We start from the raw sequence: 23,459 nt of genomic DNA, 5'->3' as shown, positions 1-23,459 counted from the left end.
CCGCGTGTACGAGGACGCCGTTCCGCATGCGCGAGGGCGCCGTTCCGCATGCGCGAGGGCCCCGGTCCGGCCGGAACGGGGCCCTTCTCGTACGACCTCGTACGGTGGCTCAGCGGCTCACATCATGTCTTCGATGTCGGCGGCGATCGGGTCGGCGTCGGTGCCGATGACGACCTGGATCGCGTTGCCCATCTTGACGACGCCGTGGGCTCCGGCCGCCTTGAGGGCGGCCTCGTCGACCTTGGCCGGGTCCACGACTTCGGTACGGAGGCGGGTGATGCAGCCCTCGATCTCTTCGATGTTGTCGATCCCGCCGAGCCCGGCGACGATCTTCTCAGCCTTGCTGGCCATGTCTTCTCCCTGCGTTCAAGAGCGCGTTTGCTGGGCGCTCAGCGCTGCCTCGGCCTACATCGGTCCGCTTTGTCACGGTAACGCACGGTTGGCCCATCTTCACGGGCGAGTAACCATCTCGTACCGAATGATGACGATCACGGGAACCCTCTCCCGCGACTGGTCCCCGGGACCGTACCGCGACTGGTCTACACCAGTCTGCAACACCTGCCAAACCAGGCACCTTCCGGGAGGACGCCGATGAGTTCGGAAAGTGCTGCCGCGCCACAGCACAGCTGGCGGATCGGTGCGTTCCAACAGCTCCAGAAAATGGGCCGCAGCCTGCAGCTGCCGATCGCCGTCCTCCCCGCGGCCGGCATCCTCAACCGGCTCGGCCAGCCCGATGTCTTCGGCGCGGACGGACTGGGCTGGAACGACGTCGCCAAAGTGATGGCCGGCGCCGGCGGCGCGCTGCTGGACCCCAACATCGGTCTGCCACTGCTGTTCTGCGTCGGCATCGCGATCGGCATGGCCAAGAAGGCGGACGGCTCCACCGCGCTCGCGGCCGTCGCGGGCTTCCTCGTCTACTACGGCGTCCTGCACCAGTTCCCCAAGGACTGCGAGGGCGCGGCGAAGGCGGTGACCGTCGGCTGCCAGTCGGAGGGCGGCATGATCGTGCCGTACGCCTATCAGAACCCCGGCGTCTTCGGCGGCATCATCATGGGCCTGCTGGCCGCCTACTTCTGGCAGCGCTTCCACCGCACCAAGCTGGTGGACTGGCTCGGCTTCTTCAACGGCCGGCGGCTCGTCCCGATCATCATGTCCTTCGTCGCGATCGGGTTCGCGGCCCTGTGCCTGTGGATCTGGCCGCCGGTCGGCGACGCGCTGGAGAGCTTCAGCGACTGGCTGGCGGGCCTGGACGCGTGGGGTGCGGGCATCTTCGGTGTCGCGAACCGGGCGCTGCTCGTCATCGGCCTGCACCAGTTCCTGAACGTGCCCATCTGGTTCCAGTTCAGCAGCTACACCAAGCCCGACGGGACGGTCGTGCACGGCGACATCAGCATGTTCCTGGCGGGCGACCCGAACGCGGGCCAGTTCACCACCGGCTTCTTCCCGATCATGATGTTCGCCCTCCCGGCGGCGGCGCTGGCGATCACGCACTGCGCCAAGCCGCACCGCCGCAAGGAGATCGGCGGTCTGATGCTGTCGGTCGCGCTGACGTCCTTCGTCACCGGCATCACCGAGCCGATCGAGTACTCGTTCCTCTTCGTCGCGCCGCTGCTGTACGTGATCCACGCGCTGCTCACCGGTGTCTCGATGGCGCTGAGCTGGGGCCTCGGCGCCAAGGACGGCTTCAGCTTCTCGGCGGGCCTGATCGACTATGTCATCAACTGGGGCCTGGCGACCAAGCCCTGGCTGCTCATTCCGATCGGCCTGGGCTTCGCGGTGGTCTATTACGCGATCTTCCGGTTCGCGATCACCAAGTTCAATATCCCGACGCCGGGGCGTGAACCGGAAGAAGTCGAGGGCGAACTGGAGCGTGACATCGTCAAGTAGGGCAGTGGTTCCTGGGCCCCGCGGCCCCCGGCGTAATGCCTCATAAGGCCCCATGGACCTGTGGTCCGGGGGCCTTATGTCGCGCATTTCGCGCTATGGCCCAGCCCACAGAAATCGAAGGTTCCTTATCTCGCCCTCACCGTGCTAAAACTGGTCTACACCACTGAGTGGTGTAGACCACGTGGCGCTTCGCCGCGTTCCCCTTGAGATGCCGCCCTCCCCCGTGTATTGCCCCCTGGCGGCGCCTTGCCCACTGGAGGAAGTTGATGAGTACGGCTACCGCTACGGCGGCGTCGCCCACCAAGAAGTGGGGTTCGGGTCTGTTCCAGGGCCTGCAGAAGGTCGGCCGAAGCCTGCAGCTGCCGATCGCCGTCCTGCCGGCGGCAGGCATCCTGCTGCGTCTGGGCCAGGACGACGTGTTCGGCAAGGACGGCCTGGGCTGGAACAAGGTCGCCGCGGTCTTCGCCACGGCCGGTGACGCGGTCTTCGCCAACCTGCCGCTGCTGTTCTGTATCGGCATCGCGATCGGCTTCGCCAAGAAGGCCGACGGCTCCACCGCGCTCGCCGCGCTGGTCGGATTCCTGGTGTACAAGAACGTCCTCACGGCGTTCCCCATCGCCGAGGCCAAGGTCCAGGGCGGCGCCGACATACCCGCGACCTACAACGACCCGAAGGTCTTCGGCGGCATCATCATGGGCCTGCTCGCTGCCGTCATCTGGCAGCGGTACCACCGCAAGAAGCTCGTCGACTGGCTCGGCTTCTTCAACGGCCGCCGACTCGTGCCGATCATCATGGCCTTCGTCGGTACGGCCATGGGCGTGCTGTTCGGCCTCGTCTGGGAGCCCGTCGGCAACGTCATCACCGACTTCGGCCAGTGGATGACCGGTCTCGGCGCCGTCGGCGCCGGCATCTTCGGCGTCATCAACCGGGCGCTGCTGCCCATCGGTATGCACCAGTTCGTGAACACCGTGGCCTGGCAGGAGATCGGCTCCTTCAAGGACTCCGCGGGCCAGATGTGGCACGGTGACCTGCCGCGCTTCTTCCACGGCGACCCCACCGCCGGTCAGTTCATGTCGGGCTTCTTCCCGATCATGATGTTCGCCCTCCCGGCCGCCGCCCTCGCCATCGCGCACACGGCTCGCCCCGAGCGCCGCAAGGCCGTGATGGGCATGATGATGTCGCTGGCGCTGACGTCCTTCGTCACCGGCATCACCGAGCCGATCGAGTTCGCGTTCATGTTCATCGCGCCGCTCCTGTACGCGATCCACGCGGTTCTGACCGCCGTCTCGATGGCTGTCACCTGGGCGCTCGGCGTGCATCACGGCTTCAGCTTCTCGGCCGGTGCGATCGACTACTTCCTGAACTGGGGGCTCGCCACCAAGCCATGGATGATCATTCCGATCGGCCTGGCGTTCGCGGCGATCTACTACACGGTCTTCCGCTTCGCGATCGTCAAGTTCAACCTCACCACCCCGGGCCGTGAGCCCGAGGAAGAGGTCGAGGACCTGACGAAGGCGTAGTCAGCGCTGACGACGTCCGCTGAGGACCGTCCACTGAGGACCGAAGCCCCTGCCTTTCCGTACGGAAGGGCAGGGGCTTCGGCTCTCTTCGAGTTTCTTCGGGATCAGACCTCGTAGATCGCGCCCGCGGCAGCCAGTTCGGCAGGGCCGCCGTAGACCATGCGGGCATCCGCCAGATTCTGCTGCCCGTCCGTCCACGGCGGGATGTGGGTGAGCACGAGCCGGCCGACGTTCGCACGCTGGGCGTGGGCTCCGGCCTCACGGCCGTTGAGGTGGAGGTCGGGGATGTCCTCCTTGCCGTGCGTGAAGGACGCCTCGCAGAGGAACAGATCGGCGCCGTCGGCGAGTTCGTGCAGGGTCTCGCTGACGCCGGTGTCGCCCGAGTACGTCAGCGACTTGCCGGCGTGCTCCAGGCGGATGCCGTACGCCTCGACGGGGTGTCTCACCTTCTCCGTACGGACGGAGAACGGGCCGATGTGGAAGCTGCCTGCCTTCAGCGTGTGGAAGTCGAAAACCTCGCTCATGGCGGTGGCGGAGGGGATGTCCGCGTACGCAGTGGTCAGGCGCTGCTCGGTGCCTTCCGGGCCGTAGACCGGGAGGGCGTCGCAGCGGCCGCCATCGTGGCGGTAGTAGCGGGCCACGAAATACCCGCACATGTCGATGCAGTGATCCGCGTGAAGGTGACTGAGGAAGATCGCATCGAGGTCGTAGAGACCGATGTGGCGCTGCAGCTCGCCGAGGGCGCCGTTGCCCATGTCGAGAAGCAGCCGGAAGCCGTCGGCCTCTACGAGGTAGCTCGAGCAGGCCGATTCCGCGGACGGAAACGACCCCGAGCAGCCGACGACGGTGAGCTTCATGGAGCTTGAACCTCCGTTGACGGGGAGGGCTGGGAGAGGGTCGTGCGGTCTGTCGAGCGTAAGGCGCGAAAGGGCTGGTCGCTCCTCGGTGGCGAGGGGTTGTGGGGGAACTCACCTGCTCTGTCACCGGTTCGGACGGAGCGCGCGCGTGTGGCGGCGCGCCGGTACCGTCTGGGGTATGGACACGTCGTGGTGGCTCGCTGTGCTCGCCGTGGTGGTGATCGCGCTGGTCGCCACGGTGATGGACGGGCGCGGCCGGATCGCGGCCCGCCGCCCGGGCGGCCGCGCCCGCCCGCCGGGCCGCCCGACGGGTCCCCGGCGCGGCCCGAAGCTGCGCCCGCGGCCGGGCGAGATCTGGTGGGCGGAGGTCCCGTACGAGAACGGCCCCGGGTCGAAGGACAGGCCATGCCTGGTGCTGTCGGTGCGGGGCGGGACGGCGCAGGTCGCGAAGATCACGAGCAAGTACCACGACGAGAGTCAGGGCGTGATCTCGCTGCCACCGGGGACGGTGGGGGACGCGCGGGGGCGGGCGAGTTTTCTGGAGACGGACGAGCTGCGGGATGTGGGGGTGTGGGAGTTCCGCCGAAGGGTGGGGGTGGTGGACCCGACGGTGTGGGACCAGGTGCGGCATCTGTCGGCGTGACCCAGAGGTATGTGGGCGCCCGCGCCCTCACTGACCCGGGGGTACGGCCGCCCACGCCTCGCTGACCCGCGGGTACGTGGGCGCCCGCGCCCTCACCGCCCCGGAGGTACATGGCCGCCCACGCCTCGCTGACCCGCGGGTACGTGGGCGCCCGCGCCCTCACTGACCGGGGGTAGGTGGGGGCTCACGCCCCCACACCCTCGCCGCAGCGTCGGCCGGCGCTCCTACGCCCAGAGCTGGCCCTGCAGTGCTTCGATCGCCGCCTCTGTCGTCGGGGCCGTGTAGACGCCCGTCGACAGGTATTTCCAGCCGCCGTCCGCGACCACGAAGACGATGTCCGCCTGTTCGCCGGCCTTCATCGCCTTCTTGCCGACGCCGATCGCCGCGTGCAGCGCCGCCCCCGTGGAGACGCCCGCGAAGATGCCCTCCTGCTGGAGGAGTTCGCGGGTGCGGGTGACCGCGTCCGCCGAGCCCACCGAGAAGCGGGTCGTCAGGACCGACGCGTCGTACAGCTCGGGGACGAAGCCCTCGTCCAGGTTCCTGAGGCCGTAGACCAGGTCGTCGTAGCGCGGCTCCGCGGCGACGATACGGATGCCCGGGACGTGTTCGCGCAGGTAGCGGCCCACTCCCATCAGCGTGCCGGTGGTCCCCAGGCCCGCCACGAAGTGGGTGATGGAGGGGAGGTCCGCCAGGATCTCCGGGCCCGTCGTGGCGTAGTGCGCGCCCGCGTTGTCCGGGTTGCCGTATTGGTAGAGCATCACCCACGAAGGGTTCTCGGCCGACAGCTCCTTGGCGACCCGTACCGCCGTGTTCGAGCCGCCCGCCGCGGGCGACGGGATGATCTCCGCGCCCCACATCGCCAGCAGCTGACGGCGCTCCTCGCTCGTGTTCTCCGGCATCACGCACACGATCCGGTAGCCCTTGAGCTTCGCTGCCATCGCCAGCGAGATGCCGGTGTTGCCGGACGTAGGCTCCAGGATCGTGCAGCCCGGCGTCAGGCGGCCGTCCTTCTCCGCCTGTTCGATCATGTGGAGCGCCGGGCGGTCCTTGATCGAGCCGGTCGGGTTGCGGTCCTCGAGCTTGGCCCAGATGCGGACCTCGTCCGACGGGGACAGGCGCGGCAGGCGGACCAGCGGGGTGTTGCCGACCGCCGCGAGCGGGGAGTCGTAACGCATCAGACCATGCCGCCGGCGACGGCCGGGAGGATCGTGACGCTGTCGCCGTCGGCGAGCTTGGTGGAGATGCCGTCGAGGAAGCGGACGTCCTCGTCGTTCAGATAGACGTTCACGAAGCGGCGCAGCTGGTCGCCGTCGACAATGCGCTCCCGGATTCCGTTGTGCCGGATCTCGAGGTCGGCGAAGAGCTCGGCGAGAGTGTCCCCGCTCCCCTCGACGGCCTTCGCGCCGTCGGTGTACGTACGGAGGATGGTCGGGATGCGGACCTCGATGGCCATGACGTGGGCTCCTGTCGGGAGTGTGGCGGGGGTGGCACAAGGGGCGCGCGGCTCTGGCCCCCGCGCGAGGGGGTGGTGCGGTGCAGTGCGCTCGGGCCGTGAGGCCGTGGTTCACAACCGGCCGGAACGGTCAGGACGCAGCGCGGGTCGTACACATCGCGCTGGCGAGGCGGCACAGGTCGACGTGCAGCCGCGCCACGAGCAGCAGGGCGCTCGGCGTCTTGTCGCTCACGTCATGGGGAACCATGCGGTCATCGTAACGATTCCCCGTCCGGGTTCCGGAATGTGATCTCGCATGATGGACGAACTCTGCTCAGCATGCGGTCTGTGGGAGGTGCCGCGGCCTGAAGGTCGCGCTCAGTACGCCTCTACGACCTTGACCTCTTCCTCGGTGATCTCGCCCTCGACGATGCGGAAGGAGCGGAACTGAAAGGAGCCCGCGTCGTCGGTGTCGGCCGTGGAGACCAGGACATAGTGGGCGCCCGGCTCGTTGGCGTACGAAATGTCCGTACGGGACGGGTACGCCTCGGTCGCCGTGTGCGAGTGATAGATGATCACCGGCTCTTCGTCACGGTCGTCCAGCTCCCGGTAGAGCTTCAGCAGGTCCGCCGAGTCGAACTCGTAGAACGTGGGCGAGCGGGCGGCATTCAGCATCGGGATGAAGCGCTCGGGGCGGCCGCTGCCCTCGGGGCCCGCGACCACGCCACAGGCCTCGTCGGGGTGGTCGGCGCGGGCGTGCGCCACGATCTGGTCGAACAGAGACTGGGTGAGGGTCAGCATGAGCGACAGGATAAGCAGAAGGGCCGGCCCGTACCGAAGGGTGGTACGGACCGGCCCGAATGACGGACGTCGGCGCTGGGGTCAGCGCAGCGGTCGGCGCCGGGGCCCGCGCTGCGGTGAGCGCTTGGCGAAGGCCGCGCCCTCGGGGTTGCGCTTCTTCAGGACCAGGTACGAGACGCCGAGGAGCAGCGCCCACAGCGGCGCGCAGTACAGCGAGATCCGCGCGTCCTTGTCGATGCCCATCATCACGATGACCATGCAGATGAAGAGCAGCGCGAACCAGCTGGTGTACGGGGCGCCGGGCGCCTTGAAGGTCGACTGCGGCAGCTCACCGCGGTCCGCCTTGGCCCGGTAGCGGATCTGGCTGACCAGGATCATGATCCAGGCCCACATGCCGGAGATGGTCGCGAAGGAGACGACGTAGTTGAACGCCTCGCCCGGAGCCTTGTAGTTGATCCAGACGCCGACCAGCATCAGCGCGGCGGAGAAGGTCGTGCCGATCAGCGGCAGGCCGTTCTCCGTCAGCTTGGTGAAGGCCTTCGGGCCCTGCCCGTTGAGCGCCAGGTCCCGCAGCATGCGGCCGGTGGAGTACATACCGGAGTTGCAGGAGGAGAGTGCGGCCGTCAGCACGACGAAGTTGACGATCGCGGCGCCGATGCCGAGGCCCATCTTCTCGAAGGCGGCGACGAACGGCGAGATGCCCGGCTGGAAGTGGGTCCAGGGCACCACCGACAGGATCATGATCAGCGCGCCGACGTAGAAGACGGCGATACGCCACGGCACGGTGTTGATGGCCTTGGGGAGGGTCTTCTCCGGGTCCTTGGACTCGCCGGCGGTGACGCCGACCAGTTCGACCGCGAGGAAGGCGAACATCACGAGCTGCAGGGTCATCAGCGTGCCGCCGAGACCCTTGGGGAAGAAGCCGCCGTCGGACCACAGGTGGGTGACGGACGCGGTGTCACCGGCGTCGGAGAAGCCGATCGTGAGCACACCGGCGCAGATCAGGATCATGCCGATGATGGCCGTCACCTTGACCATCGAGAACCAGAACTCCAGCTCACCGAAGAGCTTCACGGAGATGAGGTTCGCGGCGTAGAGGATGACGGTGAAGACCAGCGCGGAGAGCCATTGCGGAATGTCCCACCAGTACGTCATGTACGTGGCGGCCGCAGTGACTTCGGTGATGCCGGTGACGACCCAGAAGAGCCAGTACGTCCATCCGGTGACGAAGCCCGCGAAAGGACCGACGAATTCACGCCCGTACTCGGCGAAGGATCCCGAGACGGGGCGGTACATGAGCAGTTCGCCCAGCGCCCGCATGATGAAGAAGATGACCAGGCCCGCAATGGCGTAGGCCAGGATGAGGCTGGGGCCGGCCTTGGAGATGCCCTTGCCCGCGCCGAGGAAGAGGCCGGTGCCGATGGCCCCGCCGATCGCGATCATCTGGATCTGACGAGCACCCAGTCCGCGCTGGTAGCCCTCGTCCGCGCCTGCCGCGGACCCCGCGGCCTCATTGCCGTCGTGCTTGTCGACCTGCAGTGAGGTCATGGTGATGCGCCCTTTCTCCATGCTGGTCCGCGTCCGCTGCATCTGCCGCGCACTGCGGATCAGGTCCTGATCCCCCCGGAAATGGATGGAGTGCTACCGGCGATCAGCCGGCCCAAGCGCCCCTGGGGACATGGGTGGCGTCCCGCAGGCGGTCGTGAAGATTTATCACGTCGGCAACATTGATTCACCCAGGAGACGTGGCACACGCCACACGAAGAAGAGGACAAACGCCCCCCGGACACCGCAATCCAAGGCGCGGCGGTGACGGGATCGTTATCCGGATTTGAGTGTCCGTTGAGCGAACGCCTGATGGCGTCCGAATAGACATCTCAGGACATCAGGGATCAGGACATCAGGGTCTCGACGAGCGTCTCCTGGAGCGCGCCGAGCCAGAGATACGCCATCACCATCGGCTTGCGCGGATCGGAGTCGGGCAGCCTGTACAGCTCGCCGTTCTCGTCCTCGTCGCTGACCTCCAGGCGGGTCCCGATGGTCAGCCGCAGGTCGTTGAGCGCGCCGAGCCAGTGCAGGCAGTCATCGGCGGTCAGCTTCAGGACGACACCGCCCTCGCCGGCCGAGGCCAGTGAGTCGAGGGTGCGGACGACCGCGAGCGCGTCGTCGCGCTTGCGGGAGCGCAGGTCGTTCTCGGTGAAGCGCCTGAATTCCGAAGACGCGGCGAGCAGTTCCTCGTCCTCTACGTCGGCGCCGGGACCTGCGTACGCCTCCGGGAAAAGGCGGGCCAGCGCCGGGTCGGTCGGCGGCTCGCTCGGCCCCTCCGAGAACAGTGCGGCCAGCGGGTCCTCGCCCTCCACCGGCTCGTCGCCGGGCCCGATCAGCTCAAGCAGCTGAACGGCCAGCGAGCGCAGGATGGAGATCTCGACCTCGTCGAGCGCGACGGCGGCGCCGCCGCCGGGAATCGACTCGAAGTGCCCGGCCATCAGAAGCGGTCCTGGGACAGCGTCGCCCACAGCCCGTAACCGTGCATCGCCTGCACATCACGCTCCATCTCCTCGCGGCTGCCGCTGGAGACGATGGCGCGTCCCTTGTGATGGACGTCGAGCATCAGCTTGTGCGCCTTGTCCTTGGAGTAGCCGAAATAGGCCTGGAAGACATAGGTGACATAGCTCATCAGGTTGACCGGGTCGTTGTGGACGAGCGTCACCCACGGCACGTCGGGCTCGGGCACGGCGAAGGTCTCCTCCGCCGACTCAGGGCGTTCGATCTCTGTGGGAGCAACACTCACCTGGTCCATGCTGCCACCCAAGGGGGCTCATCGCACAAACGACCCGCACATCTCGTCACTCTGACGAGATGTGCGATAGCATCCGGCGTATGAACCCTGCGGACCTTGGGCTGCCGGTGGACGTTCCGTCGACGGCGCTCTTCACGGACCAGTACGAGCTCACGATGCTCCAGGCGGCACTGAAGTCCGGCACCGCCGACCGCCGATCCGTCTTCGAGATCTTCACCCGCAGGCTCCCCGAGGGCCGGCGGTACGGCGTCGTGGCGGGCACCGGCCGGCTGCTCGACGCCGTCGAGAACCTCCGCTTCGACGCGGGCGTGCTGGGCTTTCTGAGGGAGCGAAAGATTGTCGACGAGCCGACGCTGCGGTGGCTCGCCTCGTACCGCTTCAGCGGCGACATCTGGGGCTATCCGGAGGGCGAGGTCTACTTCCCGGGCTCGCCGATACTGCGGGTCGAGGGCACCTTCGCCGAGTGTGTGCTGCTCGAGACCGTCGCCCTGTCGATCCTCAACCACGACTCGGCGATCGCGGCCGCGGCCTCCCGGATGTCGACGGCGGCGGGCGGGCGCGGGCTGATCGAGATGGGCGCACGGCGTACGCACGAACTCGCCGCGGTCGCGTCGGCCCGCGCTGCGTACGTCGGCGGCTTCAATTCCACCTCCGACCTGGCGGCGGGTTTCCGCTACGCCATTCCGACGGTGGGCACCAGCGCGCACGCCTTCACCCTGCTGCACGACAGCGAGCGCGACGCCTTCCAGGCTCAGGTCGACTCGCTCGGGCGGGGCACGACGCTGCTGGTCGACACCTACGACGTGGCCGAGGCCGTCCGCACGGCCGTGGACATCGCCGGTCCCGGGCTCGGTGCCGTACGCATCGACTCCGGGGACCTGCTGCTGGTCGCCCACCGGGTGCGGCAGCAGCTGGACGAGCTCGGCGCGACCGGCACCAAGATCGTGGTCACCTCGGACCTGGACGAGTACGCCATCGCGTCGCTGGCCGCGGCGCCGGTGGACGCGTACGGCGTGGGAACACAGCTGGTCACCGGCAGCGGGCACCCCACCTGCTCGATGGTCTACAAGCTGGTCGCCAGGTCCGAGTCCGCCGACCCCAGGGCTCCGCTGCTGCCGGTCGCGAAGAAATCCTTGGGCGGCAAGACCTCCATCGGCGGCCGCAAGTGGGCCGCGCGCCGACTGGACGAGGACGGGGTCGCAGAGGCGGAGGTGATCTGTGTCGACACGGTGCCGTCGGACCTGGTGGACCGGCAGCTGCTGGTGGAACTGGTCAAGGGCGGCGAGGTCGTCGCCCGCGAGCCGCTGGACGCGGTGCGCGAGCGGCACATAGCGGCGCGGGCAGGGCTGCCGTTGTCGGCGATGCAGCTGTCCAGGGGCGAGCCGGTCCTGCCCACGGAGTACATATGAGTTCAGTCCGCGTGAACGGCGTCTGAAGCCCTCTCCCGCAAGGCGGCCGAAGTCTCTAGGCTCAATACATCCGTTCGCAGCCCGCAGGACTCTCCGCCGAACCCCCCATCGAAGGACACCCGCCATGCACCGCGCCTTGATCGTCGTGGACGTTCAGAACGACTTCTGTGAGGGCGGCAGCCTCGCGGTGGCGGGGGGTGCCGAAGTCGCTGCCGCCATCACGGACCTGGTGGGCCAGGCCCAGCCGGGTTACCGCCATGTCGTCGCCACCCGCGACCACCACATCGAGCCGGGCGACCACTTCTCGGAGCACCCGGACTACGTCAGGTCGTGGCCGCCCCACTGCGTCGCCGGCACGGAGGGTGTGGGCTTCCACCCGAACTTCGCACCGGCGGTCGCGTCGGGCGCGATCGACGCGGTCTTCGACAAGGGCGCGTACGCGGCTGCGTACAGCGGCTTCGAGGGCGCGGACGAGAACGGCACGACGCTGGCGGCGTGGCTGCGGGCGCGTGAGGTCTCCGAGGTCGACGTGGTCGGCATCGCGACGGACCACTGTGTACGGGCGACGGCGCTGGACGCGGCGCGGGAGGGCTTCACGACGCATGTGCTGCTCGACCTGACGGCGGGGGTCGCGGAGGAGACGACGGAGAGGGCGCTGGAGGAGTTGCGGGCGGCGGGCGTGGAGCTGTCCGGCAAGCCGGTGGTCTGACCCGGGGGCTCCGCCCCCGGACCCCCGCGCCTCAAGCTCCCCCAGACTTCGTCCGGGGGGACCCCCACGAGGCTGTTTTCGGGGCTCCGCCCCGGACCCCGCTCCTCAATCGCCGGAGAGGCTTGATCTCGCCCGGCGGAAATCAAGCCCGTCCGGCGATTGAGGACACTTCTCCTACGCCCGGAGGGCGCAGGGGAAGTACCGGGGTCTGGGGGCTGGCCCCCGGTTCGCGTCGGGTGCCCGCTGCCGGGCTGAACAACGCCCGTATCGGGTGCCACAGCTCCTCGTGGTCCTCCGGCGTCGCGCGCCACAGCAGGCCGTCCGGGTGGTGCAGCACCGCCGTGACCTCGTCCGGGGTCGGCGGTTCCGCGTTGCCCCGCAGATACACCGCCCGCAGGCCCAGATTCCGCAGCCGCGTCAGCGCCCTCGCGCGGTTCGCCGAGTGGACCAGAAAGCGGACCGGGCTGCCGTCGCCCACTGGGCTCGGCAGGCTGAGCGCGACCACCACGCTGCCGTTCGGCAGCTTGCAAAAACCTCCGCCGGGCATGCGGAACCACTCCCCCGTGAGATGGCATGTCAATAAGGACCTGGCAAGACGCACCTAAACACGATCGGCCGTCGCCCGCTAGAGGGCGACGGCCGATCATGCTCTGACCTGGTAAAACGCGAACTAATTGGTCGACGGACCAACCTTGACCGTGATCGTTTGGCCGTTCCACGGCTCGCTCACGACCGAGATCTTGGTGTTGGTGTCAGTTACCTGAACGCCCGCCGTCGGGTTCTCGGCGAACCAGTACACACCCTTGCGGTCGTCGAAGACCGGGTTGCCCGCCTGCGGCTTGATCCGGAGCCCCACATCCGCCTTGTGCAGCGTGAAGCCGTCGGTCGGCCGCAGGCTGAAGGGCGAGTCGAACGTCTGGATCTTGTTCCGCATCAGCGTGCCGTCCGCCCACTTGAGGGCCTTCGGGTGCGCGTCCACCGGCAGGACCAGGCCGCGGCCCGGGTGCTGGCTGGTGTTGTTGTCCTTCTGCGAGGTGTCCCAGAGCCAGATCAGCAGGCCGTTCTGGTACGGGTAGTGCTCGACCCAGGAGTCCTTCGGTGCCTTGAAGCCGAAGTTGTACGGGCCGACCTTCAGCGTCTTGTCGTACGAGACGTACTGACGGTTCTCGGCCAGGTAGTACTGCTCGTACTCCTTGGTGAAGGACTCACCGATGCGCGAGAAGCCCTTCGAGGTCCAGCCCGCGTCGTCGCCCTCGGCGTTGTCGGTGAACAGCGCCGTGCCGTCCGCGACCACGCTCAGCGCGTCCGCCGCGAAGCCCTTGCCGCCCGCGCCGCCGTCCGTCTGGTAGCGGAAGCGGACGTCGACCTTCTTGCCCGCGTACGCGTCCAGCGAGTACGCCAGCTTCTTGTACGCGCCCGACGCGCCGGTCAGCGCCGGCTTGTCGCCCGCGTCGCGGCTGATCGGCTTGCCGTCCGCCGTGCCGTCCACCGGCGTCCAGTTGGCGCCGCCGTCCGTCGACACCTCGGCGTACAGGTAGTCGTAGCCCTCCTCGATGTCCCACCAGCCCGAGAGCTCAAGGGACGCCTTGGACTTGCCGGTGAGGTCGACCGGACGGGACAGGGTGTTCTTGAGGTCGTCACCCATGTCGCTCCACCACTGCTTGGAGCCCTCGGAGGGCTTCACGACAGTCGTGGTGACCGGCTTCTTCGGCAGCTCGACGACGAGCGCCTGCGGGTTCTTGGTGTTGTACTCCGCCACACCCAGCCTGTGCGCGGACTTCGTCCCCGCCTTGCCCTTGGTGTAGTTGAGCCAGCCCAGCTGCAGCTTGTCCCAGGCGTTCATGTCGCCCGGCAGGTCGCCGATGGAGTCCTTGCCGGTGCCGAGCCAGGAGCCGGCCGACATCAGGGTCCAGAAGCCGGTCGAGTTCTCGCCCTTGCCCGAGGTGTCGTAGTGGTCGGGCAGACCGAGGTCGTGACCGTACTCGTGGGCGAAGACACCGAGGCCGCCGTTCTCGGGCTGCATGGTGTAGTCGCCGACCCAGATGCCGGTGGAGCCGATCTGGGTGCCGCCGGCCTTGTTGTTCGACGGGCCGGTCCTGCCGGCGTCGGTGCCGTAGGCGTACCAGCGGTGGGCCCACAGGGCGTCGCCGCCCTGGGCGCCGCCGCCGGCGGACTCGTCCTCGCCCGCGTGGACGATCTGGAAGTGGTCGATGTAGCCGTCGGTCTCGTTGAAGTTGCCGTCGTTGTCGAAGTCGTAGCGGTCCCACTGGTCGTACTTGGCCAGGTCCGCCTTGATCTGCGCGTCGGTACGGCCCTTGGCCTTCTGGTCGGCGGCCCAGGCGGTGACACCGTCCTTGACCGTGTCCCAGACGTTGGCGCAGTTGCTGTCGCCGCAGTAGTTGGAGCCGTAGCGGGCCTCGTTGTAGTCGACCTTGACCCAGTCGGAGACCTCGCCGTCGACCGAGTAACGGCCCGAGGAGGTCTTCTCGTAGTAGGTCTTCAGGGAGTGCTTCGGCTGACCGGTCTTGTCCTTGCCGGTGCCGAAGTACAGGTCCTGGAAGTGCTTCTGGTTGTAATCCGCCTGCCAGGCCGTGGAGTTGTCGGTCTTACGGTCCGGCTTGGCGATCTTGTTGTGCAGCGGTCCCGGCGTGCCGCCGTACTTCTTGACCGGTGCCTCGGGGCCCTCCGGGCCGTCCGGGTCGAACATCGTGGTGTCGTCGACCTTGTCGCCGAACTCCACCAGGATCGTGAAGATCTTGTCCGTCTTCTCCCGGCCGAGCTCGACGTACTTCTTGTCGCCGAGCTTCACGACATTGGACGCGCCGCGCTTCTGCACGGTCGCGTCGCCGGCTATGACCTGCTCCAGCGCAGCCTCGCGCTGCTGCTCCTGCTGCTTGCTGAACGGGCCCTCCAGGTCGTGCTCGACCTGGCCCTTCTGCGGCGCCGGGTCATGGCGCTCGATGCCTGCCGGGCCCGACGACGGCTGGTTGTCGGCCTGCGCACTGCTGAACGCCGAGGCCGACGCGGTTGTCGCGGCCAGAGCCACGAGCACCGCGGACGCTCTGATCGTCCGTCGCTTGGTGGTCACTTGATACTGTCCTCCCCCGCGGTCCGTCGCAACGGACCGGATGTGGGGTCGTCCGCGCGCGGTGTCGCGTCACAAGTGACGACATTCGACCGGAGTTGCCGAAGAAAAGACAGTCCTTGACTTGAGCAGACCAACTGCACTATGCGCGAGACGGGTTCCGGTATCCGGACGACGAGCCACCGAACAACGGGCGCATTGGATTGAACAGTTGGGCGAACGAATGACTCAGTGCGCCCCCCATGCACCGGCACCGTGGGTTAGGTCACGCTTACCGCCGGTTCCTCCCGGGCATCCACCGTCGTAGAGTCACTTGACCGTGCGACCGCGTTGAGAGACACCCCCTGACCATGTCCCGAGTCCCGAGGACGGATACCGTCATGCCGCGTCCGACTGCCGCACAGCTTGCCTACGGTTCGGCCACAGTCGTGTTCTCGACCCTCGCCCTGCTGCTGCTCACCCGTACCACCAACGGCATCGCTGTCGCCGCCATAGGCGTCGCATCGATGGCGCTCGGTCTGGTGGTCGCGGTCGCCCTGCCGATGGGCAGGACCGCACAGGGAACGAGGACGGCGAGGGCGGCGCACACGGTCCGTACGAACCATGCCGCCGCCTCCGGCGTTTCCGCCTCGGCCGCCTCCGCCGACGGTCTCACCACCCGGGTGCCGGCATCCCACGCACACGCGGGCGCGGAGACAAGGGTGAGCGAGCCCTCACTACGCCGCTGACACCACGACCGTCTTGCCCGCCTTGTCGTGCAGACCCTGTCTGTACGGCTTGTCGGCCAGGATCGTAACCATGATGACGAGCCACCAGATGCAGAAGCAGCAGACCAGCGCGGGCACCCAGAGCACGATGGCGCGCATCAGCGAGGAGCTGGTGTCCGGCACGCTGCCGTCGTTGAGCATGGCGACCCGGATCTTCATCAGGCGCTTGCCGACGGTCTGACCGTGCCCCTTGGTGGTCATCACGGTGTCGTAGCCGACGTACGCGACCAGGGAGACCAGCGACCAGATCCACTGCCTGCCGGTGTTCACCTGGTCGGTGATGTCGTCCCAGCTGTCGCCGTTGCCCGTCCCGACGCCCCAGCCTCCGAAGGCCAGAGAAATCAGGAAGAGCGGCACGAAGACGATCAGCGCGTCGATCACGCGGGCCAGGAACCGCCTGCCGAAGTCCGCGAGCGGCGGCATCCCGGCGAGCGGGTCCGCGCCACCGTACGCGCCTCCGTAGGGATCGCGCGGCGGGGGCTGGCCGCCACCACCGCCGTCGTACGGACCGGCGCCACCCGGTGGAGTGCCGTACGGCCCTCCCGGCGGCGGCGGCCCCCCTGGAGGCGGGGGCTCCTGAGGACCGCCCGCCGACGGCGGGGTGGGTTCCTGTGGCTTCTTGAAGGGGTCGTCCTCGGGCGGCTGGCCGGGCGGCGGATGGTTGTTGCTCATGGGGGCAGTGCACCGCGCCCCGATGGCCCCCGCAACGGCTCGCACGCCGTTCGGGGGAACGCGGTCAGCCGGTCACGAAGGTGTGCGCCGCCTTGTCGTGCCAGCACTGCCGCCACGGGCGGTCGAACAGACACCACAGCACATTGAGCACGCCGAGGGCGATCACGCCGAGCACGCTGTAGACGAGCCAGCGGCGCAGCGCGGCCCCGAAGGACGGGGGTTCGTGGGACTCGATGTCCCAGACCGTGAGTCCGCAGAGCTTCTTGCCGAGGGTGCGGCCCCACTTCGCCGTCGGCAGCGCCTCGTACAGCACACCGAGGACCAGCAGCGCGCCGAGGATGATGCCGAGGTGGCCCACGGTGGTGGAGTCGACCAGCCAGACGGTGACCGTCTCGCCCGACTGCTTCGCCGCCTCGATCTTGTCGTCGACATGGGCGCGCGCCTGGGACACGACGGGTACGGCGACGGCGCCCACGAGCGCTCCGAGCAGCAGGGCGTCGATCAGCCGGGCGGCGAGCCGCTTTCCGAGCGAGGCGGGACGGGCCGCAGCCTGGGCCTGGGCGGCCTGCAGGAACGGGTCGCTGACCGGCGGCTTCCAGGGCACCACGGGCTGCTCGGCCTCGGCGGCGGACGCGGGTCCGGGCTGGGCGAGCCGGTGGACCTGCTGCGCCCAGGATGCGGAGCCGCCGCCGGGGCCGTTGGTGACGGGCGCCTGGGCCTGCGCGGGCACCTGCGGCTGGGGCTGCGGCTGCGGCTGCACCGGCGCCTGAGGCTGCGGGCGGCGCTGGGCCGGAGCCTGGGGCTGGGACCGGGACTGGGGCTGTGCGGGCGCGGTCGGGGCCGCGGCCCCGGATGCGCCCGGGGTCATCGACCGGACGGACAACGGTCCATCGGCCTGCCCGGCGGACGCACCGCCGCCGGCGCGCAGCGCGCGGATGGCGACAGTCCCGTCGACGGGCGGCTGCGGCTGGGGGCGGCGGACGGACGGGTCGCCGGTGGGCGCTGCCGCCGTGGGGTCCGCGGTGCCCGAACTCCCGGCTGCGGGCGAGCCCTTGCCCGGGCGCAGGGCGCGGATCGCGACCGTACCGTCCGCAGGGGGCTCGCCCCCGGCGGCCGGGCCCAGCGAGCGTTGGCCGGGCAGGGCGCCGCCCGTCGGGTCCGCGGGCGCGCTCGACGAGGCGGGCAGGCGCGGGTCGGCGGGCGCGCCTCCCCGGTCTGAGGTGCGCGGGTCCTGGCCGCCGCCCCACGCGACGCGGTTGTCGCGCTCGCCGCCGAAGCCGGTCTGACGCGCGGCGTCGGCCTGCCAGGCGGTGGCCGGCTCCGGGCGTGACGGTTCGTCGTCCGGCTCCTCGTCGAAGAAGACCGGACCGGTCTCCTCCACCGACGCCGGGGCCTGGGGCTGGGGCTGGGCCGCAGGCGCGGCGTCGGCCGCGGTTGCCGCAGGGCCGGGCGCGGCAGGCATCGCCTCGCCCGTCTTGGGCGCGGGCCGGCTCGTGCCGGGAACCCAGGCGGCACCGTTCCAGTACCGGACATATCCAGGAATGGATGGATCCGGGTAGTAGCCGGGCGTGGGGCTGCCGTCGCCGGTGGCCGGGGTGGGGGCGCTCATCACCGTGGTCCCGTATCTCCTCGAGAGCCTCAATTCAAGGCTCCACATCTATCAGACCCTTGCGCATCGCCGGGCGGGTCCTGCCGTAACGACCACTTTCCAGTCACCGAGCCATCACAGAAAGTTGTTGCCGAAAGGCGCGTCATAGCCGCGCAGGAGCGCGCTCCCTCCCTGCAAGGCCCACTCACAGGGCCTCGTAGCGGAGGGAAGGGCACTGTCATGCACACCGTGGTGGAACGTGAGCTGGAGCTCCAACTGGTGCTGTCGTCCGAGCTCAGTATCCCCGTCCTGGCCCGGCTGACCTACCGCACGGACGACCCGTACGCCGTGCACATCGCCTTTCACATCGGCTCCGACAACCCCGTCAAGTGGGCCTTCGCCCGCGAGCTGCTGGTCAAGGGGGTGTTCAGGCCCTGCGGCCAGGGAGACGTCCGGATCTGGCCGACCAAGGTCGAGGACCACGGCGTGGTGCTGATGGCCCTGACCTCCCCCGACGGCAACGCGCTGCTCGAAGCGCCCGCCGCCGTGGTGTCCAGCTGGCTGGAGCGGACCCTGCGGGTGATTCCTCCGGGCTCCGAGTCCGAGCACCTCGATATCGACGACGGCCTCGCCAAGCTGCTCGCGCCCACCGCGGCCGACGATCTGTGGCTGCCGAACGCCTGGCCTTCGGACGAGTCGTCGCAGAGTGACAGCTAGGGCGTGTTTTAGAAGTAGCGCCGTCCGCCCGAAGGGCGGGCCCTGCGGCGTCTGGTGCGTGCAATCGCAAGGCGGAGGATCGTCCTCGTACTGGACGTACTTGGGCGACTCCGACAACATCGCGAGTGTGCGTGCCAGGCGTCGCGGGGTGGGGGCACCTCCCAGGCGAAGCTCTGGGGGAGGGACTTCTAAAACACGCCCTAGTCGCGGTCAGTCGGTGACGTACGTATGCGTGATGAATTCGATGGAGTGGCCGTCGGGGTCGTCGATGTACACCCCGCGGCCGCCGAAGAGATGGTTGATCTGCTGCGGCTTGTCGTGTGCGGGGTCGGCCCAGTACGGCAGTTCACGGTCGGTGATCCGGCCGAAAATCTCGTCGAACTCGTCCTCCGAGACCAGGAAGGCCAGATGCTGGGAGGTTATGCGGCCCCGCTCATCGAAATAGTCGAGAGTGACGCCGCCGTCCAGCGGCAGGCTGGCGAACGGGCCGAAGGGTTTGGGCTCCGGCTCCCCGATCAGCTCGGCGAGAAAGCGGGCGCCGGCGAACCGGTCGCGGCTGTGAACGATGGTGTGGTCAAGGCGTGCGGGCACGGCTCCTCCTCTGCGGTGTGAGGCGGTTTGACCTCTCCCTTCACGCTATGCGCAGAGCGGTGTACGGACCATCGGGCATGGGTCGTAGGGCTGCGGACTCAGAAGATTTTGCCGGGGTTGAGGATGCCGAGCGGGTCGAAGGTCTGCTTGATGCCACGCTGCATCTCCACGCCCACCGGGCCGAGTTCGCGTGCCAGCCACTCCTTCTTCAGTACGCCGACGCCGTGTTCGCCGGTGATGGTGCCGCCGAGTTCCAGGCCGAGAGCCATGATCTCGTCGAAGGACTCGCGGGCGCGCCGGGATTCGTCCGCGTCGGTGTGGTCGAAGCAGACGACGGGGTGGGTGTTGCCGTCGCCCGCGTGCGCGCAGACGCCGATGGTGAGGTCGTACTTCTCGGCGATGGCGGCCGTGCCCTCGATCATCGCGCCGAGCTTCGAGCGCGGCACGCAGACATCGTCGATCATCGTGGCCGATTTGACGGTCTCCAGGGCGGTGAGCGACAACCTCCTTGCCTGGAGGAGGAGTTCGGACTCGGCGACGGTGTCGGCCGGGACGACCTCAGTGGCGCCCGCCGCGCTGCACAGCACGCCGACGGCGGCCAGGTCGGCGGCGGGGTCCGGGGTGTCGAAGGCGGCGAGGAGGAGTGCCTCCGTGGAGTCGGGCAGGCCCATGTTCGCCATGGCGTTGACGGCGTGGACGGTCGTACGGTCCATGAGCTCGAGCAGCGAGGGGGTGTGGCCGCGCTCCATGATCGCGCAGACGGCCTCGCAGGCGGCGGCAGCGGAGTCGAACTCAGCGGCGAGCACGAGCTGAGCGGGCGGCTGCGGGCGGAGCGCGAGGACGGCTTTGACAACGATGCCGAGGCTGCCTTCGGAGCCGACGAAGAGGCGGGTCAGGTCGTAGCCGGCGACGCCCTTGGCGGTGCGGCGGCCGGTGGTCATCAGGCGGCCGTCGGCGAGGACTACATCCAGGCCGAGTACGTACTCGGCGGTTACTCCGTACTTGACGCAGCACAGGCCGCCGGACGCGGTGCCGATGTTGCCGCCGATGGTGCACATCTCCCAGCTGGAGGGGTCCGGCGGGTAGTACAGGCCGTGTTCGCCCACCGCGCGGGACAGCACGGCGTTGACGACGCCCGGCTCGACGACCGCGATCCGGTCGACCGGGCTGATCTCCATGATCCGGTCCATCTTGGTCAGGGACAGCACGATGCACCCGTCGGAGGCGTTGGCGCCGCCGGACAGGCCGGTGCGTGCGCCCTGCGGGACGACGGGGACGCGCAGCGCGGTCGCGGTGCGCATGACGTGCTGGACCTGCTCGACGGTGCGCGGCAGGACGACGACGGCGGGGGTGCCCGCCGCGCAGAAGCTCGCCATGTCGTTGGCGTACGAGACCGTGACGTCGGGGTCGGTGATCAGGGCTTCGGCAGGCAGACCGGTACGCAGCCGTTCGAGAAGATCGTCCATGGTGCAAGCCTCGCACCGGGGGGCCATCGGTGTGAACCCGTCGGCCTTCAGCCTCGCGGGGCGGGGTGTGTTCTTCGTATTGACTGCGCGCTGGCGCACAGTGAGCGCCATGAAGAGCGAACACGTGAAGAACGCCGCGATCAGCACGCTGGTCGGGGCGACGCTGGTTGTCGGGGTGATCACGCTCGCGCCCGGGTGGGGCAACGAAGGGCCGCGGCCCACGCCGGGCGCCGCCGGGCGGGCGATGGCGGCGGTGGGCGCGGGGGCGCCCGCCAGTCTGCTGGATCTGACCGCTCTGATCGAGGACCGGGAGCGGTGGGTACGGGCCCACCCGCGGGACGAGGAGTCGTGGGCGGTGCTGGGGTCGGCGTATGTGGAGCGGGGCTCCCGGCTGGCGGAGCCGGCGTACTACACGCAGGCGGAGGAGGCACTGCAGCGCTCGCTGGACGTGCTGCCGGGCGAAGAGGGGAACGTCGACGCGCTGGTGGGGCTCGCGTCGCTGGCCAACGCCCGGCACGACTTCGCCAAGGCGCGCACGCTGGGCGAGAGCGCGGCGGAGCAGAAGCCGAAGCGGTGGACGGCGTATCAGGTGCTGATCGACGCGTACAGCGGGCTCGGGGACTACAAGGCCGTGAACAAGGCGATGGACAAGCTCACGAAGCTGCACCCGGGCCCGCAGACGCTCGGCCGGATGGCCGAGGTCTACCGCGAGCGCGGCTGGCGCGAGGACGCGGCGGCGAAGGCGTACGACGCGGTGGGCAGCGCTGAGTCGCCCGCGGAGAAGGCGGTCGCGCTGCACCGGCTGGGTGACCTGGCATGGGAGCGGGGCGAGCCGGAGGAGGCGATCGAGGAGTACGACATGGCGCTGAAGCTGGCGCCGGACCACCATCCGTCGCTGGCGTCACGAGGGCGTGCGCTGGCGGCGCTGGGCCGCACGGATGAGGCTTTCCGCGACTACCAGTCGGCGCTCGACCGTGCCCAACTGCCCGAATACGCCCTGGAGGCAGGCGAGTTGTACCAATCGCTGGGGCTGGACGGGGATGCGTCGTCTCAGTACGAGAAGCTGCGGAAGAGGGCGGTGCGGGCGGGGATCGACGGGGTGAACGAGGAGCTCGTGCTCGGCCTCTACGAGGCGGACCACGGCGATCCGCAGACGGCGGTCCAACGCCTGCAGGCCGAGTGGGACCGGGGGCACCGGAGCATGTACGTGGCGGACGCGCTGGGCTGGGCGCTGTACCGCACGGGCAGGGCGACGGATGCGCTGCCCTACGCGAAGACGGCGACGGACCAGGGGCTGCGGAGCCCGCTCTTCGCGTACCACCGCGGCGAGATCGAACGCGCCCTGGACCTGCCAGGCCCGGCCCGCCGCCACCTCGGCGAGGCGCTGCGGATCAACCCGTACTTCTCGCCTCTGCTGGCCCCGGCGGCGAGGGAGGCGCTGGACGTGCTGGGGGAGCCGCCGCCGGGCGGCCCGGAGGACGTGCTGGGCTACGACCCCGAGGAGATGGAGATGGAGACGGAGGCGGGTCCGGACTCGGCATCGCCGTCGGCATCGGCATCGGCATCGGCATCGGCATCGGGTGAAGGTGCGACTTCGGCGGACCAGGAGGCGTCGCCACCCTCGGACGGCAGGCCGTCGGACGCGGCTTCGGAGAGCGAGGAGGCTTCGCCGCCCTCGGACGGCAGGCCCTCGGACGCCGCCCCGGTGACGCAGTCGTCGCCGGAGCAGAGCGTGGAGACGGCAGAGCCTTCCGCGAGCCCGACGCCGTCGCGGGAGAGCGAGTGAGGGGACCCGGCCCCAACCAGCCGGTCCGCGGCGGCGGTTTCGCACCGCGGACCGGCGTCAGCGCAGGGTGGCGTAGACGATGAGGTTGTCCACCGGGTGGCCCTGGTCGTCGAAGTCCCCGGAGCAGGTGATGAGACGCAGCGCGCGTTCGCCGGTCGCGCCGTAGACCTTCTCGGTCGGGAACGCACTCTTGCTGACCGTCTCGGTGCCGGTGACCGTGAAGTGGGCCGTCGTCCCCCGAGTCGACCGTACGGCGATGTCCGCTCCCTTGGTGATCTTCTTGAGGTCGTGGAAGACCGCCTTGCCGAAGCGGGTGTCGTTGTGGCCGATGATCACCGCGGCCCCGCGTTCGCCGGGGACGGCCCCGCCGGTGTACCAGCCCGCGGTCATGCCCTTGTCCGCCGGCGGGACCTGGACCGTGCCGTCCTTGTTGCGGCCGAGCCGCATCAGGGAACTCGCCACGCCTATCGACGGGATGGCCACCCGGGCAGGCTCGCCGGGGGCTGTGGAGGCGGACGCAGTACGTGAGGGGGCGCGGGAGGCCGAGTCGACCGCCGTCTCCACGGCGCCGGGCGAACAGCCCGCCAGCGCGATGCAGGCAAGCGCGACCAGCGCGCCGGTCCACCGCGCCCGGTGGTGCGTACGGGACATGAACTCTCCAGGGACGGGGCGGCGAAGGGGGCGGCGAACGGGGACGAACGGAGCGGCGCCGCCCGAGGGCGGCGCCGC

The 23,459-nt window shown here is 69.2% G+C and carries 24 protein-coding genes; 8 read left to right on the top strand and 16 right to left on the bottom strand.

Annotated features, from left to right (window positions below):
• Window positions 1-117: 117 nt before the first annotated feature.
• A complete protein-coding gene (locus QFZ67_RS24145) occupies window positions 118-351 on the bottom strand; it encodes a PTS glucose/sucrose transporter subunit IIB (protein WP_307663158.1) in 234 nt (77 codons plus the stop codon).
• A 240-nt stretch (window positions 352-591) separates the two neighbouring features.
• Here QFZ67_RS24145 and QFZ67_RS24140 point away from each other — a divergent pair, with 240 nt between their 5' ends.
• Window positions 592-1,887: a PTS transporter subunit EIIC gene (locus QFZ67_RS24140; protein ID WP_307663157.1), complete on the top strand. Its 1,296-nt coding sequence runs from the start codon at window positions 592-594 to the stop codon at window positions 1,885-1,887.
• Window positions 1,888-2,153: 266 nt separating this feature from the next.
• The gene (locus tag QFZ67_RS24135; RefSeq protein WP_307663156.1) at window positions 2,154-3,407 is read left to right on the top strand and encodes a PTS transporter subunit EIIC; all 1,254 of its coding nucleotides are present in this window, start codon (window positions 2,154-2,156) and stop codon (window positions 3,405-3,407) included.
• A 104-nt stretch (window positions 3,408-3,511) separates the two neighbouring features.
• On the opposite strand, the gene QFZ67_RS24130 is transcribed toward QFZ67_RS24135, so the two are convergent.
• Complete coding sequence (locus QFZ67_RS24130; RefSeq protein ID WP_307663155.1) at window positions 3,512-4,264, bottom strand: MBL fold metallo-hydrolase; 753 nt, start codon at window positions 4,262-4,264, stop codon at window positions 3,512-3,514.
• Window positions 4,265-4,442: 178 nt separating this feature from the next.
• Here QFZ67_RS24130 and QFZ67_RS24125 point away from each other — a divergent pair, with 178 nt between their 5' ends.
• Window positions 4,443-4,907 carry a type II toxin-antitoxin system PemK/MazF family toxin gene (locus QFZ67_RS24125; protein ID WP_307663154.1) on the top strand — a complete coding sequence of 155 codons (465 nt, stop codon included), beginning with the start codon at window positions 4,443-4,445 and terminating at the stop codon, window positions 4,905-4,907.
• 224 nt (window positions 4,908-5,131) lie between these two features.
• On the opposite strand, the gene QFZ67_RS24120 is transcribed toward QFZ67_RS24125, so the two are convergent.
• The 7 genes from QFZ67_RS24120 to clpS form a co-directional block, all read right to left on the bottom strand.
• The gene (locus QFZ67_RS24120; protein WP_307663153.1) at window positions 5,132-6,082 is read right to left on the bottom strand and encodes a PLP-dependent cysteine synthase family protein; all 951 of its coding nucleotides are present in this window, start codon (window positions 6,080-6,082) and stop codon (window positions 5,132-5,134) included.
• Window positions 6,082-6,360: a MoaD/ThiS family protein gene (locus tag QFZ67_RS24115; RefSeq protein WP_307663152.1), complete on the bottom strand. Its 279-nt coding sequence runs from the start codon at window positions 6,358-6,360 to the stop codon at window positions 6,082-6,084. Before QFZ67_RS24115 ends, QFZ67_RS24120 begins: the two co-directional genes overlap by 1 nt.
• 130 nt (window positions 6,361-6,490) lie before the next feature.
• Window positions 6,491-6,607: a putative leader peptide gene (locus tag QFZ67_RS39140; RefSeq protein ID WP_373430112.1), complete on the bottom strand. Its 117-nt coding sequence runs from the start codon at window positions 6,605-6,607 to the stop codon at window positions 6,491-6,493.
• A 110-nt stretch (window positions 6,608-6,717) separates the two neighbouring features.
• Complete coding sequence (locus tag QFZ67_RS24110) at window positions 6,718-7,140, bottom strand: M67 family metallopeptidase (RefSeq protein ID WP_307663151.1); 423 nt, start codon at window positions 7,138-7,140, stop codon at window positions 6,718-6,720.
• Window positions 7,141-7,221: 81 nt separating this feature from the next.
• A complete protein-coding gene (locus QFZ67_RS24105; RefSeq protein WP_307663150.1) occupies window positions 7,222-8,688 on the bottom strand; it encodes an amino acid permease in 1,467 nt (488 codons plus the stop codon).
• Between the two features lie 344 nt (window positions 8,689-9,032).
• Window positions 9,033-9,626, bottom strand: coding sequence for a DUF2017 domain-containing protein (locus QFZ67_RS24100; RefSeq protein ID WP_307663149.1), 594 nt, complete (start codon window positions 9,624-9,626; stop codon window positions 9,033-9,035).
• Window positions 9,626-9,940 carry an ATP-dependent Clp protease adapter ClpS gene (gene clpS / locus QFZ67_RS24095; protein WP_307663148.1) on the bottom strand — a complete coding sequence of 105 codons (315 nt, stop codon included), beginning with the start codon at window positions 9,938-9,940 and terminating at the stop codon, window positions 9,626-9,628. Before clpS ends, QFZ67_RS24100 begins: the two co-directional genes overlap by 1 nt.
• Window positions 9,941-10,020: 80 nt before the next feature.
• Between clpS and QFZ67_RS24090 the strand changes: the two genes are divergently transcribed.
• On the top strand, window positions 10,021-11,349 hold the full coding sequence (locus QFZ67_RS24090; protein WP_307663147.1) for a nicotinate phosphoribosyltransferase: 1,329 nt from the start codon (window positions 10,021-10,023) through the stop codon (window positions 11,347-11,349).
• 124 nt (window positions 11,350-11,473) lie between these two features.
• A complete protein-coding gene (locus tag QFZ67_RS24085) occupies window positions 11,474-12,058 on the top strand; it encodes an isochorismatase family protein (protein ID WP_307663146.1) in 585 nt (194 codons plus the stop codon).
• Window positions 12,059-12,200: 142 nt separating this feature from the next.
• Here the strand turns inward: QFZ67_RS24085 and QFZ67_RS24080 are convergent, their stop codons facing one another.
• Together QFZ67_RS24080 and QFZ67_RS24075 are read right to left on the bottom strand one after the other, a co-directional pair.
• Entirely contained in the window at window positions 12,201-12,605 is a 405-nt protein-coding gene (locus QFZ67_RS24080) for a hypothetical protein (RefSeq protein WP_307663145.1), read from the bottom strand.
• Between the two features lie 123 nt (window positions 12,606-12,728).
• On the bottom strand, window positions 12,729-15,146 hold the full coding sequence (locus QFZ67_RS24075; protein ID WP_307663144.1) for an immune inhibitor A domain-containing protein: 2,418 nt from the start codon (window positions 15,144-15,146) through the stop codon (window positions 12,729-12,731).
• A gap of 377 nt (window positions 15,147-15,523) precedes the next feature.
• On the opposite strand from QFZ67_RS24075, the gene QFZ67_RS24070 reads away from it, so the two are divergent.
• Window positions 15,524-15,871 carry a hypothetical protein gene (locus QFZ67_RS24070; protein WP_307663143.1) on the top strand — a complete coding sequence of 116 codons (348 nt, stop codon included), beginning with the start codon at window positions 15,524-15,526 and terminating at the stop codon, window positions 15,869-15,871.
• On the opposite strand, the gene QFZ67_RS24065 is transcribed toward QFZ67_RS24070, so the two are convergent.
• Together QFZ67_RS24065 and QFZ67_RS24060 are read right to left on the bottom strand one after the other, a co-directional pair.
• Window positions 15,860-16,582, bottom strand: coding sequence for an RDD family protein (locus tag QFZ67_RS24065; protein WP_307663142.1), 723 nt, complete (start codon window positions 16,580-16,582; stop codon window positions 15,860-15,862). The genes QFZ67_RS24070 and QFZ67_RS24065 overlap by 12 nt on opposite strands.
• 64 nt (window positions 16,583-16,646) lie before the next feature.
• Entirely contained in the window at window positions 16,647-18,191 is a 1,545-nt protein-coding gene (locus QFZ67_RS24060) for an RDD family protein (protein WP_307663141.1), read from the bottom strand.
• Window positions 18,192-18,410: 219 nt separating this feature from the next.
• On the opposite strand from QFZ67_RS24060, the gene QFZ67_RS24055 reads away from it, so the two are divergent.
• A complete protein-coding gene (locus tag QFZ67_RS24055) occupies window positions 18,411-18,887 on the top strand; it encodes an SsgA family sporulation/cell division regulator (protein WP_307663140.1) in 477 nt (158 codons plus the stop codon).
• A gap of 210 nt (window positions 18,888-19,097) precedes the next feature.
• Here the strand turns inward: QFZ67_RS24055 and QFZ67_RS24050 are convergent, their stop codons facing one another.
• Together QFZ67_RS24050 and QFZ67_RS24045 are read right to left on the bottom strand one after the other, a co-directional pair.
• Window positions 19,098-19,478 (bottom strand): VOC family protein, encoded by a 381-nt coding sequence (locus QFZ67_RS24050; RefSeq protein ID WP_307663139.1) that lies wholly within the window; start codon window positions 19,476-19,478, stop codon window positions 19,098-19,100.
• Window positions 19,479-19,576: 98 nt separating this feature from the next.
• Window positions 19,577-20,944 (bottom strand): FAD-binding oxidoreductase, encoded by a 1,368-nt coding sequence (locus QFZ67_RS24045; protein WP_307663138.1) that lies wholly within the window; start codon window positions 20,942-20,944, stop codon window positions 19,577-19,579.
• A gap of 109 nt (window positions 20,945-21,053) precedes the next feature.
• On the opposite strand from QFZ67_RS24045, the gene QFZ67_RS24040 reads away from it, so the two are divergent.
• A complete protein-coding gene (locus QFZ67_RS24040) occupies window positions 21,054-22,730 on the top strand; it encodes a tetratricopeptide repeat protein (RefSeq protein ID WP_307663137.1) in 1,677 nt (558 codons plus the stop codon).
• A gap of 57 nt (window positions 22,731-22,787) precedes the next feature.
• Here QFZ67_RS24040 and QFZ67_RS24035 read toward each other — a convergent pair whose 3' ends face one another.
• Window positions 22,788-23,381, bottom strand: coding sequence for a class F sortase (locus QFZ67_RS24035; RefSeq protein WP_307663136.1), 594 nt, complete (start codon window positions 23,379-23,381; stop codon window positions 22,788-22,790).
• Window positions 23,382-23,459 lie beyond the last annotated feature (78 nt).

Origin of the sequence: Streptomyces sp. V1I1 (assembly GCF_030817355.1) — a bacterium.
Classification (GTDB): Bacteria; Actinomycetota; Actinomycetes; order Streptomycetales; family Streptomycetaceae; genus Streptomyces.
The sequence above is the reverse complement of the archived record's forward strand: the minus strand, read 5'-3'. Positions and strand labels throughout refer to the sequence as shown.

Excerpts from the sequence above, each read along its gene's own strand:
- QFZ67_RS24090 (WP_307663147.1), top strand. The coding sequence starts at position 10,021 with ATGAACCCTGCGGACCTTGGGCTGCCGGTGGACGTTCCGTCGACGGCG.
- QFZ67_RS24130 (WP_307663155.1), bottom strand. The coding sequence starts at position 4,264 with ATGAAGCTCACCGTCGTCGGCTGCTCGGGGTCGTTTCCGTCCGCGGAA.
- QFZ67_RS24065 (WP_307663142.1), bottom strand. The coding sequence starts at position 16,582 with ATGAGCAACAACCATCCGCCGCCCGGCCAGCCGCCCGAGGACGACCCC.
- QFZ67_RS24120 (WP_307663153.1), bottom strand. The coding sequence starts at position 6,082 with ATGCGTTACGACTCCCCGCTCGCGGCGGTCGGCAACACCCCGCTGGTC.
- QFZ67_RS24040 (WP_307663137.1), top strand. The coding sequence starts at position 21,054 with ATGAAGAGCGAACACGTGAAGAACGCCGCGATCAGCACGCTGGTCGGG.
- QFZ67_RS24140 (WP_307663157.1), top strand. The coding sequence starts at position 592 with ATGAGTTCGGAAAGTGCTGCCGCGCCACAGCACAGCTGGCGGATCGGT.
- clpS (WP_307663148.1), bottom strand. The coding sequence starts at position 9,940 with ATGGACCAGGTGAGTGTTGCTCCCACAGAGATCGAACGCCCTGAGTCG.
- QFZ67_RS24145 (WP_307663158.1), bottom strand. The coding sequence starts at position 351 with ATGGCCAGCAAGGCTGAGAAGATCGTCGCCGGGCTCGGCGGGATCGAC.
- QFZ67_RS39140 (WP_373430112.1), bottom strand. The coding sequence starts at position 6,607 with ATGGTTCCCCATGACGTGAGCGACAAGACGCCGAGCGCCCTGCTGCTC.
- QFZ67_RS24110 (WP_307663151.1), bottom strand. The coding sequence starts at position 7,140 with ATGCTGACCCTCACCCAGTCTCTGTTCGACCAGATCGTGGCGCACGCC.
- QFZ67_RS24105 (WP_307663150.1), bottom strand. The coding sequence starts at position 8,688 with ATGACCTCACTGCAGGTCGACAAGCACGACGGCAATGAGGCCGCGGGG.
- QFZ67_RS24060 (WP_307663141.1), bottom strand. The coding sequence starts at position 18,191 with ATGAGCGCCCCCACCCCGGCCACCGGCGACGGCAGCCCCACGCCCGGC.
- QFZ67_RS24125 (WP_307663154.1), top strand. The coding sequence starts at position 4,443 with ATGGACACGTCGTGGTGGCTCGCTGTGCTCGCCGTGGTGGTGATCGCG.
- QFZ67_RS24070 (WP_307663143.1), top strand. The coding sequence starts at position 15,524 with ATGCCGCGTCCGACTGCCGCACAGCTTGCCTACGGTTCGGCCACAGTC.
- QFZ67_RS24135 (WP_307663156.1), top strand. The coding sequence starts at position 2,154 with ATGAGTACGGCTACCGCTACGGCGGCGTCGCCCACCAAGAAGTGGGGT.
- QFZ67_RS24035 (WP_307663136.1), bottom strand. The coding sequence starts at position 23,381 with ATGTCCCGTACGCACCACCGGGCGCGGTGGACCGGCGCGCTGGTCGCG.
- QFZ67_RS24045 (WP_307663138.1), bottom strand. The coding sequence starts at position 20,944 with ATGGACGATCTTCTCGAACGGCTGCGTACCGGTCTGCCTGCCGAAGCC.
- QFZ67_RS24085 (WP_307663146.1), top strand. The coding sequence starts at position 11,474 with ATGCACCGCGCCTTGATCGTCGTGGACGTTCAGAACGACTTCTGTGAG.
- QFZ67_RS24055 (WP_307663140.1), top strand. The coding sequence starts at position 18,411 with ATGCACACCGTGGTGGAACGTGAGCTGGAGCTCCAACTGGTGCTGTCG.
- QFZ67_RS24100 (WP_307663149.1), bottom strand. The coding sequence starts at position 9,626 with ATGGCCGGGCACTTCGAGTCGATTCCCGGCGGCGGCGCCGCCGTCGCG.
- QFZ67_RS24115 (WP_307663152.1), bottom strand. The coding sequence starts at position 6,360 with ATGGCCATCGAGGTCCGCATCCCGACCATCCTCCGTACGTACACCGAC.
- QFZ67_RS24080 (WP_307663145.1), bottom strand. The coding sequence starts at position 12,605 with ATGCCCGGCGGAGGTTTTTGCAAGCTGCCGAACGGCAGCGTGGTGGTC.